Origin of the sequence: Methanoculleus thermophilus (assembly GCF_001571405.1) — an archaeon.
In the GTDB taxonomy this organism is placed as follows: Archaea; Halobacteriota; Methanomicrobia; order Methanomicrobiales; family Methanoculleaceae; genus Methanoculleus; species Methanoculleus thermophilus.
In genome coordinates this window covers 190659-208482 of record NZ_BCNX01000007.1, presented here as the reverse complement: position 1 = coordinate 208482, position 17824 = coordinate 190659, and the positions used below count along the sequence as shown (strand labels likewise).

Annotated in this window: 16 protein-coding genes; 11 read left to right on the top strand and 5 right to left on the bottom strand. The window is 60.6% G+C overall.

The features are described 5' to 3' along the window. The first annotated feature begins 13 nt into the window (after positions 1–13). Positions 14–931: a TIGR00269 family protein gene (locus MCUTH_RS06905; RefSeq protein WP_066957450.1), complete on the top strand. Its 918-nt coding sequence runs from the start codon at positions 14–16 to the stop codon at positions 929–931. A 361-nt stretch (positions 932–1292) separates the two neighbouring features. Here the strand turns inward: MCUTH_RS06905 and MCUTH_RS06900 are convergent, their stop codons facing one another. Together MCUTH_RS06900 and MCUTH_RS06895 are read right to left on the bottom strand one after the other, a co-directional pair. Then, positions 1293–2015: a glucose-6-phosphate isomerase family protein gene (locus MCUTH_RS06900; protein WP_066957447.1), complete on the bottom strand. Its 723-nt coding sequence runs from the start codon at positions 2013–2015 to the stop codon at positions 1293–1295. Beyond that, the gene (locus tag MCUTH_RS06895; RefSeq protein WP_066957445.1) at positions 2015–3298 is read right to left on the bottom strand and encodes a COG1361 S-layer family protein; all 1284 of its coding nucleotides are present in this window, start codon (positions 3296–3298) and stop codon (positions 2015–2017) included. Before MCUTH_RS06895 ends, MCUTH_RS06900 begins: the two co-directional genes overlap by 1 nt. A 50-nt stretch (positions 3299–3348) precedes the next feature. Here MCUTH_RS06895 and MCUTH_RS06890 point away from each other — a divergent pair, with 50 nt between their 5' ends. Beyond that, positions 3349–4158 (top strand): TrmB family transcriptional regulator, encoded by an 810-nt coding sequence (locus tag MCUTH_RS06890; protein WP_330219241.1) that lies wholly within the window; start codon positions 3349–3351, stop codon positions 4156–4158. On the opposite strand, the gene MCUTH_RS06885 is transcribed toward MCUTH_RS06890, so the two are convergent. Next, complete coding sequence (locus MCUTH_RS06885) at positions 4152–4898, bottom strand: DUF128 domain-containing protein (RefSeq protein ID WP_066957442.1); 747 nt, start codon at positions 4896–4898, stop codon at positions 4152–4154. The two genes, MCUTH_RS06890 and MCUTH_RS06885, sit on opposite strands and share 7 nt — an antisense overlap. A gap of 348 nt (positions 4899–5246) precedes the next feature. Here MCUTH_RS06885 and MCUTH_RS06880 point away from each other — a divergent pair, with 348 nt between their 5' ends. Continuing rightward, positions 5247–6227: a hypothetical protein gene (locus MCUTH_RS06880; RefSeq protein WP_066957440.1), complete on the top strand. Its 981-nt coding sequence runs from the start codon at positions 5247–5249 to the stop codon at positions 6225–6227. Positions 6228–6236: 9 nt separating this feature from the next. Then, complete coding sequence (locus tag MCUTH_RS06875) at positions 6237–7559, top strand: FAD-dependent oxidoreductase (RefSeq protein WP_066957438.1); 1323 nt, start codon at positions 6237–6239, stop codon at positions 7557–7559. Between the two features lie 13 nt (positions 7560–7572). Here MCUTH_RS06875 and MCUTH_RS06870 read toward each other — a convergent pair whose 3' ends face one another. Further along, positions 7573–9195: a putative manganese-dependent inorganic diphosphatase gene (locus MCUTH_RS06870; RefSeq protein WP_066957743.1), complete on the bottom strand. Its 1623-nt coding sequence runs from the start codon at positions 9193–9195 to the stop codon at positions 7573–7575. Between the two features lie 560 nt (positions 9196–9755). On the opposite strand from MCUTH_RS06870, the gene MCUTH_RS06860 reads away from it, so the two are divergent. From MCUTH_RS06860 to MCUTH_RS06830, 7 genes are all read left to right on the top strand, one after another. Then, the gene (locus MCUTH_RS06860; RefSeq protein WP_236707439.1) at positions 9756–10925 is read left to right on the top strand and encodes a hypothetical protein; all 1170 of its coding nucleotides are present in this window, start codon (positions 9756–9758) and stop codon (positions 10923–10925) included. Between the two features lie 51 nt (positions 10926–10976). Continuing rightward, positions 10977–11621, top strand: a complete 645-nt coding sequence (locus tag MCUTH_RS06855) for a MarC family protein (RefSeq protein ID WP_066957433.1) — start codon at positions 10977–10979, stop codon at positions 11619–11621. A gap of 17 nt (positions 11622–11638) precedes the next feature. Next, entirely contained in the window at positions 11639–12604 is a 966-nt protein-coding gene (locus tag MCUTH_RS06850; RefSeq protein ID WP_066957431.1) for a phosphatase PAP2 family protein, read from the top strand. 37 nt (positions 12605–12641) lie between these two features. Beyond that, on the top strand, positions 12642–13253 hold the full coding sequence (locus MCUTH_RS06845; protein ID WP_066957430.1) for a hypothetical protein: 612 nt from the start codon (positions 12642–12644) through the stop codon (positions 13251–13253). Positions 13254–13299: 46 nt separating this feature from the next. After that, positions 13300–13758, top strand: a complete 459-nt coding sequence (locus tag MCUTH_RS06840; RefSeq protein ID WP_066957428.1) for an NfeD family protein — start codon at positions 13300–13302, stop codon at positions 13756–13758. A gap of 1 nt (position 13759) precedes the next feature. Then, positions 13760–14839 (top strand): SPFH domain-containing protein, encoded by a 1080-nt coding sequence (locus MCUTH_RS06835; protein WP_066957426.1) that lies wholly within the window; start codon positions 13760–13762, stop codon positions 14837–14839. Between the two features lie 226 nt (positions 14840–15065). Continuing rightward, positions 15066–16331: an ABC transporter substrate-binding protein gene (locus MCUTH_RS06830; protein ID WP_066957423.1), complete on the top strand. Its 1266-nt coding sequence runs from the start codon at positions 15066–15068 to the stop codon at positions 16329–16331. A 155-nt stretch (positions 16332–16486) separates the two neighbouring features. On the opposite strand, the gene MCUTH_RS06825 is transcribed toward MCUTH_RS06830, so the two are convergent. Beyond that, positions 16487–17818, bottom strand: coding sequence for a site-2 protease family protein (locus MCUTH_RS06825; protein ID WP_066957421.1), 1332 nt, complete (start codon positions 17816–17818; stop codon positions 16487–16489). Positions 17819–17824: the final 6 nt, after the last annotated feature.

Here is a 17824-nt window from a genome sequence, read left to right as displayed (position 1 = left end):
TGATCGAGAGAAGATGAAGTGCAGCAAGTGTCGCCGCGAAGCAATCATATACCAGCGCTACTCGGGGCTGCACCTCTGTGAACAGCACTTCAATCGCGATTTTGAGGCGAAGGCGAAGCGGGCGATCCGGGAGCACCGATGGATCCAATCCGGCGATACGGTAGCGGTGGCGCTCTCGGGGGATGGGGACTCAAGCGCCCTCCTCTATTTCCTCAGCCGGCTCCTTCGCGAACGCCGGGATATCCGGTTGATGGCCATCACCGTGGATGAAGGGATCAGAGGCTACCGCGAGCCGCGCCGGGCCCGGGCGATTGCAGACAGCCTCGGCGTTCCCTGGGTGACGGCTTCGTTCGCCAAAGAGTACGGGATCACGCTCGATGAGATTGTGGGCCGGAAAGGAGCCGAACTCGCCTGCTCCTACTGCGGCGTGCTCCGTCAGGCGCTGATGAACCGGATCGCCTGCGAACATGGGGTTACGAAGTTCGCCTACGGGTTCAACCTGGACGACGGGGCCCGGTCGGTCCTGACGAGCGTCCTCCGGGGCGATGCGGATCGGCTCATCCACCCGGTTCAGGAGGTCGAGGGGATGGTACCCCGGATCAAGCCGTTCATGTGCATCCCGGGGAGCGAGGTGGCGCTGTATGCCTCCCTCAACGTTGAGGGGTTCGACCTTGCAGAATGCCCCTACGCGGTCGGCGCCCTGCAGGGTGACGCCCGCAGGATCCTCGATGAGTACACCTCCCGGCACCCGGCGACGAAATACTCGCTCGTGAACCTCGGCGAGGCCCTCCGGGAGCCGGGGTGTGGTGACGGCGAAGGGCTTCGTAGATGCGAGAGGTGCGGGGAGCTCTCCGGCGGGAGGATCTGCCGGGTGTGCCAGGTGATTGAGGAGGTTCGGGGATTCCGATCAAAGGGGCCTGATGAAGATTAAGTGTGTCTCCATAGAGATGGGCCTTGAGTGTAAGGGTGGAATGAGCGGATAGCGATATAAAACACCGTAAACTGGACCGTGGGGGCATCGCATTCTAGGGGGGAGGGGACAGGGGAGGGGGGATGCTCCCCCCTCCCCTGAAACCCCACCCCCATTTGTGATATCCCCATGAAATCCGTGCACGGGGTTCATCATGTCGTCAAAGGGGTCAAATTTGAGATGTAAATGTACTACCAGGCTTAACAATCCTAAAACTGAAGAACATCACTCAGAGCACTATTCTCAAATCCAGAACATCTGGGATCTCCGGGCGGCAACTAAATTGGATTAATGGAGGATGGGAAAACCGTCCGTTTTCCCTCTACCTCATCACCAGGCATCCGCCGGTCACGTCGGCGAAGATCTCCGCAAACTGCTCGGGGTGGTTTAAGAACGCGACCGACCGGGGCCGCCCGATCAGGTCGTAGAGCCCGACTCCCTTCTCGATCCCAAGATCAGGGACCTCCACCGGGCTGCAGTAACGCACCGGGGGAGCATCGGGATAGCGCGGGTTCTTCACGAGCGCTCCACCCTCCATCTCGTAGTAGGCGGCGCCCTGCAGGTCTGCATAGGGACCGTAGTCGCTTGCGAACTCCGATGAGACGAGGTTTGCCATCACGAGATCCTCCGTCCCCGGATTGATGGTCACATGGCCGTATCCCGGCGGGATCAGGATCTTGTCACCGGGGGTGCCCTCGATCATCACCACATCGTCGGCGTTCCTGGTCTGGAGGAGGAAGTGCCCGGTCCCCAAAAGCACCTCGTAGATCTCCGGGTAAGGTGCCCCTGCAGGGTTCTCGGTATGGTAGTGCCCCTTTGTCTTGACATATTCCCCGCAGAGGGTCCGGGCAGGAATGACGGTGATATCGTAACGGACGTGGTGCTGCCGGAGCCACTCCCGATCGCTCTCGTTTCTGGCGAGATCCCGGTACATAAAATAGAGGGGTTGATCGGAGGTGCAGCCGGGGTCAGCAAGAACCTCTCGCATCTCTTCGATCGTTCTCACCTGCGGCTCCGGTTTAGGCCCGTTCCAGTACCCGTTCATCACCTCTTCTTACGGTACACAAATATATAATACCCAGCTCCGATGATGACAGCCGCAATAACGATCAGGAAGACCGGATTTGTAAATATAGTGCCTTCCCGCGGTTTGAGCGCGACGGTCACCTTCATGGTGTCCGAGATCTTGCTGTTGTCGAGAGCGTCGCGGTAACGGATCTCGGAGTCGATACCGTACTCTTTCACGGTGGCGTCACCATCGATGTTCACCTCGAACCGTGCCGTCGCGGTCTCACCCGGGGCAAGGTCGCCGAGGTAGGCGGTGTCGTCACTGCTGGTGAAAGGATCGACGGCACTGATCCGGGCCTGTGCGTTGTAGACCGGTGCGTCTCCGGTGTTCTTGTACGTAACCTCGAGGACTCCCTTGCTGCCCGGACTGAGGGTCAATTTCGGTGAGACTATCTCAAAGGCGATCTTGCCGCCGACGGGCAGACCGATCGTTGTCGACCGGGAGGTTACGGTGTCCCCTTCGTAGTCCTCGTAGGTGACCGCGACATCGAGCGGATAGGACTGCGGTTCGGCGCTGTTTGCGACCGATACCTTGAACTTTACATCAACCGTATCTCCGGGCTCGAACCTCCCGATATAAGCGCTGCCGTCGGTGGGAATGAGCGGGCTTGCGCCGTTTCTTGTGATCTTCGCGATAGCGTTGTTCGCAGTATCGTGCCCGGCGTTCCGCAGGGTCAGGTAGACGTAGCCCTCCGTGCCGACATTCAGCGACTCGGTGCGTATATCGAGGACCTCGACCTGGAGATCGGGTGTCACCCGCACCTCAAGTGGCAGGGTCACGGTCTTCTTCTGGTAATTGTACCGGAGAAGGTCGCTTCCGTACTCTTCCGCCTCGCGCAGATACGTGTAGGTCAACTCAAGGGGCAGCACGTAGGTGCCCGGCTCTGCAGAGTCTTTCACCTTCACGTTGAAGGTGGCGGTCGCGGCGGCGCCGCCCCTGATGTCGCTTAAGAACTGCGGATCGGTCTTGATGGTGAATGGGGCATCCCCGCTCTTGAGCGCTGCAGTGACCAGTTTTGCAGTATTCGGCTGATCATCGGGGGTGACGAGTGATGATCCGACGATCTTGTGAGTATTCAGGCCGCTGTTTGATATGACAACGGTCAGACCGGTCTCAGCGCCCGGTGCGAACTCATTCGTACCGGCAATCGTTGCTGATAGATCTGGACTCCCGTAGAGGTATTTAACGCCCTGCGCCGCGCCCGGCATGGCCAGGAACGCCAGCAGAAGCATCAATACCGGAATGTAGTGCCAACGCATCTCTTCACCTTGTTGTTATTTTAGCAACAACATTTATTGTTTGAACGTATATGTTTAATGGCATGAGGACAGCCTGGGGTGTTCCAAACGATCTGGTTGAATCTCTGAAATCTCTGGGTCTTACAAGATATGAGGCCCTTGTATACATTGGACTACTCAGAATGACCGGTGCAACCGCAACAGAGATCCATGAGGCCTCCGGGGTTCCACGCGCTTCTGTCTACCCGGTCCTCGATAGGCTTATCCAGAAGGAACTGGTCAACGTCTCCCACACCACGCCAAAGCGGTTCGATGCGGTCCCGCCTGACCGTGGAGTCCGCAACCTGATGATCCGGATCGAGAGAGATGCGGAGAGCGCCCGGGCTGCCCTTGATACGATCTATCGGGAGAAAGAGCGGGAGGGGCGCGGCAACCGGGAACTGGTCTGGACCATCTATGGCGAGGAGAACATCAGAACCCGCCTTGCCGAGATGTTTCAGAGCGCAGAACGGAGTGTGGAGGTGCTCGCGACATGGGACCTCCTCCGTGAGGGTGTCCTCGCACTGCTGGATACGGTCCCCGACTCCGCGCAGATCGATATCATCACCGAGTGCTGGGAGGGCGAGCAGCCGTTCCGATTCAGGGTTCATGGCCTTCCCCTCGCCAAACTGCGCGAGACCTGTTCTGTACCCGGAAAACCGCTACCCTACGAGGGTTCTGGTGTCTTCCTGGTGGACAATGCCCGGGCGCTCCTCTGGACGAGGACGGGGTCGAGCGACGAGCAGCCTTCGGCCCTCTACTCGGAGTCCGCGGGGCTTGTCTCGTTTGTTCGGCGGCACATCACCAGCGTCACGGAATGGGCGAGGGCTACGGGTCAGTAATCGTCCAGGTAGCCCATATCCCGGATATCGATCAGGCCTTTGAGCGCCTTGGTCACGACCGGCCGCCCTGCCTCCCGTACGGCCGCCATCGCGTTCGTGCCCCCGACGATTGCCACGCCCACATACTGCGGGCTCACCGGGACGCCGAGCAGCGGGACGTTCGGGGCGCCGATATCCAGGATGCCGGAGAACCCTATGGCTGCGAGTTCGTCGAGCACCGTCTCCATGAGCGATTCTGCCTCCATGTGGCACTCGCGTATGTTTGCAAGGATGTTGCCGCTCCCGTGGTGCATGACGCCGAGGATCGATGTGGCCTCCTGGGAGATCAGGACCTCAAGGGGATCGAGCGTGGTGTCGCGGTAGAGGATCATGCTCGTGAACCGCTGGGGTACCCTCCCGATGACCTCGACGATCCCACCCCCGATCGGGTTGAGCGGGATGCCGCGCTGGAGGAGGAGGGCATCGAGCGTGATGCTGCACATTGTGCAGATGGCGTGCCGACCGTCGGGCACGATGTAGCCGCCGATCTGCTCCCCCGGCTCTGCGACTCGGATCCGGTCGCTGATGGTGATACCTGCCTGGTGTGCCTCTTTTATCGTGGCAAGCGCAAATTCGAGGTCGCGGCTCTCGATGAGCGAGAGGTTGTAGATGATCATCCCGGAGTCTTCCTCCGGGCGGTAGGTCACCCTGAGCGCGTACTCCTCGATGCGGTGATTGGTGAACTTCAGGGGGACATGCATTACCAGATCTCTTGCCTGTCAGGTGAAAAAGGGTTGCCTATTTTGTATCCCCCGGATGCCGGGTCGGCATCCCAGGTATGCTGCCTGGCCGGCGCGTGCGGTGCATCGATAGAGAATCCGGTGGACTGGAGTTTGGCGGAACCACGGCGGTTCTCACCGGAGACCGAGTGAGCGGCCAGGGGCACCTCCCACCACTCAGTTTCGGTGTAAATAGATGCCTTTGAATCTCCAAATCCCTTTCCAGGGCATCTCCCGTCGCTTTTGATTATCGGTCATGTACAACCTTTATCCTGCGGACCGGCTTGAAAGGGAAAACTTGTTCTATCTCCCTGCAATATTGTACGATGAATGGAGAGTGGGACCCGGGAAAAAGCCCGGAACGTACTGAAGCGGATCCTCGCTGCGGCCTCCTACGAGATCAAGGACCTCGAGGTGCCGCCGGAACTGGATTTCTCTGCTGTTGGAAACGGGGCCCCTCTGGTGGTGCTCTGCTCTGATGACCCTGAGATGATCGAGTACTTTGATTCGATGACATATCATCTCTACACCGGGGATGAAGACCCGGTCTGCCTGAAACTGCTCTTCACCCTCAATCCGGCGGTTCGGACAGAGGACTGCATCCAGTGGGGTCCGGAAGAGTTCGCCCGATACGCGGGAGAGGCTGTTCTTGCGGAGGTGCTCGGAGAGAGCCTGGTCCTCGACTTCGACCATCCTGTGCTGGCTGCGCCGGTGCAGCAGGCCCGGCCGGAGGAGACTGCCCCTGCAGTCGGGGGAGAGGAGCCGGAGGAGGGGCCCATGTTGCCTCACCTCCCCCTCCAGGTCACCGAAAAGCGTGCCTGCGGCATCGCCGGGTTGCACGGGTCGGCGAAGTGCCGGTTCATCCCGTACTGGAATTACCATTATACGAGCACCGGCGAGCGTGAGGTGAAGGATCGGCTGGTATCTTTTGAGTCCGAAGGATCCGGTGCCATCAACGCCATCAACGGGCTCAAGATGGAGATTGATCCCCGGGACATCAAGCGCATTCCGGTCCCGTTTGGTTCCGAGATAGTGCCTGCCCGGCTCCTGCGGGAGGATGTGGAGGAGCAGATTATCCGCGATGTCGTCGATCGACTCACCCAGCGGGTGCGGTTCCGCTACGAAAAGGGGGATGCGATCTTTTACGAGGAAAAGACCCTCAAACCCGACCGGAACGATATCAAAGTCGATCTTGAGGTGGTTTACGTGCCGGTCTGGCAGGTGCGGGGTGGAAGTAAGATCGTTGAGGTCAATGGGTTCACCGGCGAGATTCTCTCGATGCCGATGGACGAGGGCGTCGAATTTTTGTAAGGATTGGTTATGTTCGTTGTCATCGGCGGCGGACCCGCGGGAAGGCTCGGTGCGATGCGCCTTGCACAGGCCGGCAAGGAGGTCCGGCTCATCGAGCAGCGCAAGATAGGGGGGCAGTGTCTCCATGATCGCTGCATGACTGTCTGTGCCTTAAACGACGTAGCAAGGCTCCTTGAGTACGCCCAAACACAAAAAGACCTCGGTATCCTCGACTCGGTCCCGACCCTCTCCTACCCTATGCTCAAACGGAGGATGAGCGAGATCCAGGAGAAACTCTCCTCGGTCCTCGAAGCCGAGACCCGCCGGGCGGGAGTCGAGATCGTCTACGGCGCCGAGGCCCGGCTGGAGGGTGACCGGGTCTTCATCGACGACGAGGAGATCCGGGCTGACGCGGTTCTCGCGGCCACCGGGTCGCGCGCGGCAATCCCCGATATCCCCGGCACCAGCCTCTCGGGCGTCTATACCTACCAGACACTCTCTGCAATGCCCGATCTTCCCCGGCGCCTGGTCATCATCGGCGGTGGAGTGGTGGCGGCGGAGTTTGCCCACATATTCCGGGCGTTTGGATCGGACGTCGAGATCGTCGCCCGGCGCGGGCTGCTCTGCGATCTCGACCAAAAGATGCGCTCCGCAGTGCTGCGTGACCTTGCCGGGGTCGGCATCCGTGAACATACTGCTCCACGGAGTATCGAGGGCGGGAGCCGGGTCCGATCGGTCCTCCTCGCCGACGGAGAAGAACTGGCCGCCGATGCCGTCCTACTTGCCACCGGGCTCGTCCCGCGTTCGGAATCGCTCCAGGGCCTTGATAAGCGTCCGGACGGCTCCGTTATCGTTGATTCACGGATGCGGACGAGTGTGCCGGGAGTCTATGCCGCCGGCGATGTTATCGGCCCGCCGTATCTCACCCCTGCGGCACGGCGGGAGGGCGTGGTTGCGGCCGAGAACATCCTCGGCAACGATACGGTCATGGACTACTCCGGGATCCCCCAGGCGTTGAGTCTCCGCTACGACTACGCGTTCGCTACGGCCGGATCCAGCGACGGCTGCGTCACTCTCTCGGCACCCGCCCCCGCCGGTCCCGGATCGTTCTGGGATGTTCCCGGCGGCTGGGCAGGGTTTGCCCAGGTCCGGGTCGATCCCGAAAGCGGCCGGCTCATCGGGGCCGCCGCAGCTGCCCCCGGCGCTTCGGCTCTCCTCTCCTACCTCGGCTACCTGATGAAGCGTGGGATCACCGTCGACGACTTTGATGATATCGTCGAGGTCCACCCCTCGACCGATGGCATCTATCCTCTCGCCCGCTATGCTGCCGGGGTGCTCAAAAAGAAGGAGTGATCCCTTCCGGCGGCTAGAGCTGCCGGAACATCTGCCCGAACTTCGGAATAAAATCTTTTTTCCGGGACATGACGCCCTCGAGTCGAACGGGCTGGTCCCGCAGGTCCAGTTTGGCGATGCAGGCCTCGTCGCCGGCTGCAAAGAGGTCGCTTGCGTTCGCAAAGACGTTGGTGAAGAGGGCAAAGAAGCAATCGACCCCCAGCGTCGTCCGCAGGTGCTCGAGTTCCGTCCGGATCTCATCGGCATGGGTCTCTGCGAAGGCAAACGACGACGCCATCACCTGCGAGACCATGATGCTCTTCCCAAAGAGGTTGTAGCGCTTCATGTCCCGGGTGAGGAGTTCCTCCTTTGGGAGGGCGTCAAGGTCCATGCCCTTCCGGATCAGTTCCGGCCCGAACTCGGCAGGGTCGACCCCGGTGATCTCCGCGAGGTAGTCGACCGCCCGGATGTCCGCGGGCGTGGTCGTCGAGAGTTTCATCACCATCGTATCCGAGAGGATTCCGGAGAGGAGGAGCCCGGCGGTCGACGGCGTGGGCTCCACGCAGGCCTCGATGAACTTGTTCGTGACGATCGTCGAGGTCGATCCAACGGGGTCGTTGAGGAACCGCACCGGTTTCAGAGTCGAGATTGCTCCGAGCCGGTGGTGGTCGATGATCTCGAGGATGTCCGCCTGTTCGATCCCGTCCACGGCCTGTGAGTACTCGTTGTGGTCGAGGAGGATCACCGATTTCTGGACGTCCTGCATCAGCGTCGTCCGGGATATGAGCCCTATGTGCTGCTGCCCGTCGCCGACGACGCAGGCCGTCCTGAACTTGGAGTTCGAGACGACGCTCTTTGCATACTCAAGCGAGTCCTCCATCCGGACCATGGGGATATCGGTCTCCATGATCATGCTCGCGGGTAGAGAGAGGCTGATCATCTTGCCGACACTGAATGCATCTAGTGTCGTTACAAGGATCGAGGCTCCCCTTGCCCGGGCGGCAGTGATCACCCGCTCGCCCACCGGTGCCCCTTCGGCGATGATGAGTGCGGCGACGCCCGCCGATATCAGGGCAAGCTGCGCCGGTTCGTTGTCCCCGACGATCGCGATGTCGTTTGGCGTCATCCGCGAGAGGGTGACGTGCAGGGCGTCGATGACGGTGTAGACCCGGCCTTCTTGGAGCATCTCGTGCGCCGGGACGACTATTTGGGCATCCAGGATACGGGCGAGTGTCTCAAGCGGCATCGGAACGAGCGAGAGTTGTTCCCGGGGGTTCTTTCTGACATAGGCCCGGGCAAGGCCGTACTCGCTCACAAGACCGACCAGAGTGTTGTTCTCGTCCGTGATCGGCATGTTTCGCATATCGTACGTGTCCATCAGGGCGGCGACGTCGATCGTCGGGACGTCCTGGCGGACGCTCCGGGTATCGAGCGGTATATCCGATACGGTGGGCTCGACGCTCGCGACATAGACCGGCGCTTCAACATTGAACGTCTCGAGCGCGAACTGTGTCTCCGGGCTCACCTCACCGCATCGGGCGGGGATGTACTTCCCGGGCTCGGCGCGGTTGCGAAGCTCGGCGTAGCCGATGACGCTGCAGATACTATCGGTATCGGGCTGCTTGTGGCCGATGATATAGATCTTATTCTGTCCCATGCTCTCCTCGGAACCCCGTGGGGTGATGGTTGTCTCCAAGAGCTATCGCCCTGCGCCATCAAAAGGTTTTATGCCGGGGCTAGGGAGGAGCGTTGAAGCAGACATTTTCTCAATTTCCCGTGCGGTACTTGGTTTCCCGATCCAGGCCACCCCCGTCTTGATCAAGATCGTGGGACACTTCCGGCGGAACCGGGCGGGCTCTCTCATCGAAACCCACCCTGCCCGGGTCGTCAGCGTCGATGAGATCGGCGAGAGGTTGTCATCAAGGCGTTCCGCTACGAGTACGTAGTTCACCGGGGGCGGAAGTTCACCCCGTGGCACCGAATCCTCTCTTTTTCCTGCCCGGGTTGGCCCTGCTTCACCCGGAGTCCACCGTGGGGCCGGGCGTAACGAAGATCCTCGCGGGGGGGTGGGACCATGCGTAATTTCATAGTTCTGGAGACCGGAAACTCTATGAGCACTCACTCGATGATAGACTCTCCTGTCAGGAAGTGCTCTGACCCATATCCGGTCCCCCAATACGATAACAATACCCAAGCTGTGTGGAACGAATGTTACAGATGATTTCGTGGCTCGGCAAAAATTTCAGCTCGCTTCAGCCGACGCGGGCGATCATTATGAGAGCGCTACGCCACCTGCGCCCCGCTGACAGAAAAAAACTCTTCTCAGAGGATATTCCCGAGATGCGAACCGCCGAAGGACGGTGGTTTGAGGCGATCGCCTATGAGATGATCCTCGACCTATCGCTGCAGACCGACCTTATCCTCTCAGTCGTGGCCCGCGGCGCCGACGGGCCGTCCAAGGTCCGGCGCGCGAAACTCGGCCAGAACGGGTTGTTCTACTCGAACATCGGGGATATCAAGGTCCGGGGAAACGGCCAGGACCTCGCCGAGGTCGATCTTGTGCTCGTCGACCATACAGGAGCACTGACGTTTGGAGAGATCATCACCTCTCCTGCCGACCTAAAGGAGTTCGAGGCGGAGATCCGCTACAAAAAGCAACTCTTCGGTTACCTCTATGGGCAGCCGACCGTCCCGTTTCTCCTGATCTCCTCCGTCGACATCTCCCGGACGGCCGTCGTCCGCCGTCTCCTCCGGGAACCCGACAACGTCCTCCTCACCACTCCGACCTGCGAGAACCTAAAGGCCCTGATCCGCCCCCGGGACCTCAAACGAAGCCCGCCCCGCAAGATACGGCATGAGAAACTGATATCGATCGACGATATCCCTCCACGCCGACCATTTGACTACAAGAAACTGCACGACGAGAGGATGCAGAGCATCATCGCCGCGGTCACCTCGAAGAAGGGTGTAGGGGAACTCGGCGCACCGGACGAGATCCCGCCGATCGTAAAAAAAGTCCTCTTCGGCGGGTTGTATCCCTCCGCCGTCAGGATGCTCGATGCGCGGTACCCTATCCGGATCAAAGGAAAGACATACGATCCCGATGCTATCCAGAGCCAGTTCTCAAAGGTTGTCCTCGCGGTGAACATTCCAGAGTACCGGCCGATCATTTATTTACGGACACGCAACAAGAAGGAATACCTCAAGATGGTCCCGAGCCGGACGGGGGGGTTTAAGTTCGAGAGCCGGCGGACGCCTCACATGGCGGGATTCTTTCTCTGGCTCGAATCTATCCGGCCTTCGCTTGGGGCTGAATTGACACGAGAACTCCTTGATGCGTTTCCTGCGGTCCATGTTCCCGAGAATGGCTCAAACGGTGAACCGTAAGGTTCGTATACACCCCGACTCATACGCCAATCTCAAAGGTGATCTGCCCGTATGGACCTGATAACGGATTTCATCAATTTTTTTAGTTTTAGTCTGGTCGCGATCGCGTCGATCACTGCGGTTATGAACCCCGCCTCCACGATCGCTGTTTACACGGCGCTCACCGAGGGGATGGAGCGGGCAGAGCGTACCAGGGTCATCGAGACCTCGCTGAAGATTGCCTTCATCGTGCTTGCTTTCTTTGCCCTCACAGGGCAACTGGTCTTCTCGATCTTCAATATCACCGTCCCGGCGTTCCAGATTGCCGGCGGTATCCTGCTGGTCAGTGTGGCGACCGGGATGCTCGGCACAAAGGGTGAGACCTACTCGCGCGAGAACCTGGAGAACATCTCCATCGTCCCGCTGGCCTTTCCGCTCTCGTGCGGCCCGGGGACGATCACGACGGTGATCCTGCTCGCTTCGGGTCCGGAAGGGATTCTCGGCACGGTTGCCGTCTTTGCGGGGATCATCGTGGCTCTCGGCATCTCATACGTGGGGATGCTCTACGGACCCCGGATCTTTGCCCTCATCGGGGAAGCAGGGTTGCGGGTCGTCCCAAAGCTTATGGCGATCATCGTCCTTGCTATCGCCATCCAGTTCATCATCAACGGGATTGCAGCGGCGATGCCCCAGCTGCTCGCGAGCGTTGATATCTGAGGTGATGCACCCGGCTCATGACCGATATCCAGATTGCGATCATCGAGATGCTTCAGACCCAGGCCGCATGGCTCATCGAGCCTGCGCTGGTCTTCTCTTTTCTTGGGCGGTCTGAGTTCTACCTGCTGGTCGTCTCGATACTGTACTGGTGCTGGGACCCGCGTCTTGGGCTCCGTCTCGGTCTCCTCATGGGGATCTCGGGCGGGCTTAATGAGGCTCTCAAGATCGCGTTCCATCTCCCCCGCCCCTACTGGGTGAGCCCGGAGATCCGGGCGTACGAGAGCCAGGCCTCGTTCGGGCTGCCGTCGGGGCACGCTCTGGGTGCTGCGACGCTCTGGGGTTTGCTCGCCGCCGACGCCCGGAGATGGTGGCTATCAGCCTTTGCATTCGTGATGATCTTTCTGATCGGCGCGTCCCGGATCGTCTCTGGGGTCCACTATCCGACCGACGTTATCGGGGGCTGGATAATCGGTTTTCTTATCCTTATCGGGTTCCTTACCCTGGAAAGACCGGTTGCCCGCCGGATCGCCTCGCTCTCCACTCCCTGGCAGGTGTTTGTGGCGTTTGCCGCCTCCATCGTCCTTATTCTTATCCCGTTTGCCGCTCTTCTTTCCGTCGGGGACTGGGAGGTGCCTGCGTTCTGGTCGGAAGGAGCGCTTGAGCGGTCGGGAGAGCCTATCGATCCTCTCTCCCTCTGGGATACGCTCGCAGTATCCGGGTTTTTCTTTGGATTTGCAGCAGGCGCTGCCGTAGACCGTCACCGGTGGAGTCTCTGCTCCGCCGAAGACGGATCGGTTCGCTTCTTGGGTTACGCTTTCGGCATCATGGTTATAGGGGCGATCTGGTTTGGGCTAGGCCTCCTTATCTCGCCGGATCCCGCTCCTGGCGCGTATGCTCTCCAGTACATCCGGGCCGCCGTCGCCGGTGCCTGGATCTCATTCGGGGCCCCGGCGTTCTTCGCCCGGTACGGCCCGGGGGCGTAACGCAGGGGTATATATCTCCTGCAGACGAGGATCCAGTATGGATTCGGCAGACGGCGGTCTTTCGGTGCTCGAAGGGGTGATCCTCTGCATCGTGGTGGTCATCTTTGCTGTGCTTGTAGTTCATGCTCTGAATGCTCCCCTCGATCAACCGGGGGGCCTTGTCTACTCGGCCGTGAAGGAGAATGAAGGATGCCTGATGCTCTCTGGCGGGGTCTACGGGTATGCGCTCGCTGAGCGCTCCATCAACGGTGTCGACCTTCTCTGCGACCGGCCCGACCCGTCACGGATGGGGGCGGTCTCCTGCAGCGTCAGTCTCTTCATCGGTGATATGAGGAGCGTCGATATCGGCCGTGCCGTGGTCGAGGTCGTCACCCTCGGAGGAGCCGAGCGTCTTGAACGGACTGCTGGTGCGCCGGTATGGCCCGGGAACTGGACAATTGTTCGAATGGGGCACACGATCCCGTTTCTGGAGGCGGATGACGACACGCTCCTCGAACCAGGGGAACGGTTCGATCTGGTCATCTATCCCTCCCGGCCGCTTGAGCCCGGCGAGAAGTTCCTGATCCGGATCGCCACGCCCGGCGGCGTTCCGCTCAAGATTGAGCGGGTCGTGCCGTCCCGGATCACGCCGGTGATGGATCTCGGCTGAGCCGGCCCTTCAGCATACTTTTATAGCCCAACGTCAACTCCCCCTCATGCTTGTAGAGGGGATCGCTCTCGGCTGGCTTCTCATCGTGCTCGGGGCGGTGCTGCTCCTGGTCGAGGCTTACCAACCGGGGTTCTTTGTTGCGGTTCCTGCGACAGTCCTGATCATCCTCGGGATCCTCCTTCTTCTCGGTGTCGATATTCTCAGTTCTCCTATCGCCCTCGTTGTCGGAGTTCTTGCGGCAATCGTGGCGGCCTCCATCACCGTATGGCTCTACGGTCGTCTCACGCCCGGCCACGAACCACCAAAGACCCTCTCGCGGGACTCACTCGTTGGTCTGGAGGGAACTGTGGTCGCGCCGGTCGACCCGGAGACACTCGCGGGGAAGGTGCGGCTCGGGAGCATGGAGTGGAGCGCTCGATCTGAATCGGGAGTGATCCCGGTCGGCCGAAAGGTTATCGTCGTGCGATCCGAAGGGGTGCATGTTGTCGTGAGGGAGGTTACATGAGATGCTTTTTGGTGGAGAGATTCCGTGGACCGGTCTGATTACAATCTTTCTGATCATCATCATCGTCGCCATCTTTGCCCGCGGCGTGGTGATCATCCAGCCGTATGAGCAGGGCCTTCAGATCCGCCTGGGCCGGTACATCGGGAGGATGAACCCCGGGTTCCGGTGGGTGGTCCCGCTGATCACGGTGGTCAAGAAACTCGATCTCCGGACAGAGGTGATGGATGTCCCGCGGCAGGAGGTGATCACGAAGGACAATTCACCGACGAACGTGGATGCGATCGTTTACGTTCGGGTTATCGATCCCGAGAAGGCCTACTTCGAGGTGACGAACTACCGGGCGGCGACGGTGGCGCTGGCGCAGACGAGTCTTAGGGGCATCATCGGCGATATGGAACTCGACGAGATCCTCTACAACCGGGACATCATCAACACCCGTCTCCGTGACATCCTGGACCGGGAGACCGATGCCTGGGGTGTCAAGGTCGAGCGGGTGGAGATCAAGGAGGTCGACCCGGTGGGTGCGGTCAAGCAGGCGATGACCGAGCAGACCGCGGCCGAGCGTGAGCGGCGCGCCGCGATCCTTCGTGCCGACGGCGAGAAGCGTGCGGCGATCCTCAGGTCCGAAGGGCATCGACAGAGCATCATCCTGGAGGCCGAGGGTGAGCGGCAGAGCAAGATCCTCCGGGCCGAGGGCGAGCGGATGTCGCGTATCCTGCAGGCGCAAGGGGAAGCCCAGGGGTTGCGGATCCTCTCGGTCGGGGCCCGACCGCTTGATAAGCGGGCAATCACGGTCCTCTCTCTCGATGCTCTAAAGCAGATGGCCGAAGGCCAGGCGACGAAGATCATCTTCCCGTTCGAGCTCTCTAGCGTCGTCAAGCAGGCCGCCGAGTACCTCGGCGCCACGGTCGAGGCCCCGGAGGTCCCGGAGGGCGTGGAACTGCCGCCGGAGGATATTCTCGGGGAGATCCCGGGTCGTGATGTGGTCAAAACCGTAGAGGAGGCGGTCAAGAGCATCGAGACCGACGTCGACGTGGATGTGCAGATGAAGCCGCGGGACCTGCTCGATAAGGAGGAGTAACCCTCCCCCGGAATGACCCCATTATTTTTCACCTGTTCTTATCTGCCCCCATATCCTCCGGGTGCAGCCGTTTCTTCCTGGAATACGAGCCCTGTTTCCGGATCCTGCTCCCATATGGGGAATTAGGAGCATCATGCGCCGCTGAAATCTCTGTATCCTCTTTTAACCGCAATCTTTCGTGATATCAAAGCAGAACGATTATAACCCAACCAGCGGAGAGAGATGTATGAAGCGGAGCTTACCAGCGCTCATTCTTATTCTTCTTGCAGCGATCGTCTTCGCCTGCGGGTGCACCGGGACACAGACCACTCCCGCAGGGAATGGCGAAGCAGTACAGGAGATCATCGTCGGCGCCCTTCTGCCACTCTCCGGCGGCTTTGCCGAAGGTGGAGAAGCGAGCAAAGTCGCCCTTGAGGTAGCCGCCGGCGATATCAACGACTACTTCACCGCGATCGGGTCGGACTACCGGGTCGGGGTGATCATCGAGGATACGCAGACCGATCCCGCCGTCGCGCTTGAGAAACTGCAGGCCCTCGATAAGCAGGGTGCCAGGATCGTCATCGGGCCCGGTTCCAGCGCCGAGCTCGAGGCGGCCCGGACGTATGCCGACGAGCACGGTATCATCCTGATCAGCACCATGAGCACGGCGCCGTCGCTCGCGATTGCCGGTGACAACGTCTACCGGTTCGTGCCGCCGGACACCTACCAGGCCGGTGCGATGGCCTACTACCTGAAGGCGGACGGGATAGCGGCGGTCGTGCCGATCTGGCGCGGCGACATCTGGGGCGACGAGCTGGAGAAACTCGCCGCGGCGTCGTTTGCGCGGGGCAACGGCACGGTCCTCGACGGGGTCCGGTATGCGCCGGGCGAGAAGGACTACGCCGGGATGGTGACGGATCTAGACGTGCAGGTCGGCCGGGCCATCGCAGCGCACGGGAAGGAAAAGGTCGGTGTCTACCTGATCAGCCTCGACGAGGCGGCGGCGATCATGGAAGCGGCCGCGAAGGCAAAGAACCTCACGGAGGTCCGGTGGTATGGGTGCGACGGCAACGTCCTCCTCGATACCCTCGTGACGGGGGATGCCGGCCGGTTTGCGGCCGAGACGAAGTTCACCGGCCCGGAGTTCGGACAGTACGAACGTGCCCCGGCGAATGCGTCTACCGTCCAAAAGATCCGGGATGCCCTCGGACGGCAGCCTAACGGCTACAGCCTGGCCTCCTACGATGCGCTCTGGACCGTCGTCATGACCCGGACGCAGACCGACACCACGGACGTCTCGAAGTTGAAGATCGCCCTTGAGGGGACTGCAAAGGAATCCGGCGGGCCTCTGTTTGGGTCGGTGGAACTGAACGGGGCCGGCGACCGGTTGACCGCTCACTACCTCTTCTGGTCAGTGAGCGCCAGGCATGAAACCTACACCTGGACACCGGTTGCCCAGTATGATATCTGGGCGGCAGATCTCCCGCCTCAGTTTGAGCGCATCGATGCCTGAACGCCGGGGTGAACCCCGGCCTCTTTTTTAGAACACAGCACAGTATGCAAGAACTCCTTTGATCCCGCCGCACCTGAGGCGCTGGTGGGTGCTGACGGATAACTGGTCCTCCGGCCCGGGCCTGGACCGTAAAAAAATGCGGGTGTCTCGGCGTCTCACCCAATCGTCATCACAAACCGCAGCGCCGCGACGATCATCGGCATCGTGATGAGGAGGATCAGCAGCACCGTCACGAACCCGCTGATCGAGGCGACGACCCTCTGGGAGTACTGCGACCAGCCCCGGCGTTCGAAGAATCGCTCAACCCCCTCTTTCATCATGTAGCCGCCGTCGAGCGGGATGATCGGGATGGCGTTGAACATCCCGACCAGCAGGTTGAACCACCCTGTCCAGAAGGTGAGGTGGACCAGGCCCCAGAAGAAGGGGAACGGCTCCTCCCAGGCCATCTGCTCGGGGGTGCTTGAGAGCAGGACACCAAGTTGCAGGGTGTTGCCCTGGATGAAGGCGTCGATAGGGACAACTGTGAGGTAGATCGGTGCAAGCAGCCCGAGATCCGCGATGCTCCCTATCCGATCCTTCACCGCCGGGGCGCTGTAGTAGTAGACTCCCATAAACCCGGAGTCCCGTTCGCCATCGAGCACCTCCGGCCATTCGGCGAGCGTGAGCGTATACGTGCTCTCGACCCCGTCCTTTTCGGCCGTCAGGGTGACCGTCTCCCCGGGCCGTGTTCCGTCCATGATTGCCGCGACATCTTCCTGGGTTGTCACGGGGATGCCGTTTATGCTCGTGATGACCGAGTAGCCGGGGAGGCCCGCCTCGGCTGCCGGGAAGCCCTGGTAGACCCCCTGGACGAGCGGGACGGGGAGCGGCGTCGCCATCCCTACGAGGAGGAACATCGCCGCAAAGCATGCAAGCCCTATGACGATGTTGTTCGTGATCCCGGCGCCGAACATCCGGATCTTCGGCATCCCTTTCGCCGCATCCACATCCTCTTCATCGGGCTCGACGAACGCCCCTATCGGGACGACGGCGACGAGGAGGCCCATGCTCCGGACACGCATATCCTCGACTCGGGCGAGGATTGCGTGGCCGAACTCGTGGATCACCATCGTGAACAGGAGACCGATGATGACGGCCGCGGTGATCGGGATCGCCTCATTGACCCCCGGTATGGCGAGGATATTTCTTGGATCATAGATCCCGGTCGGTTCCGGAGTCTGCACCATAAGCTGCGAGACCGCAAGAACCAGGGTGAGTGTCATGACGACCGAGACCACAACGACCATCACGACCCCGAGCGTCGCGTAGGCCCGGAGCACGGGTCCTATCTTTCTAAACCAGTCAAAGAACCCGACCCTGTTGGTCTTGATCCCCATGATGGGGCCGAAGAAGGTGATATGATCGCGAAACAGCCCCCTCTCGCGGATATAATAGGCAATTAGAAGATACGCCAGGGTGAGAAGGAGGAGTATCTGGAGCCAGTTCATCACTCA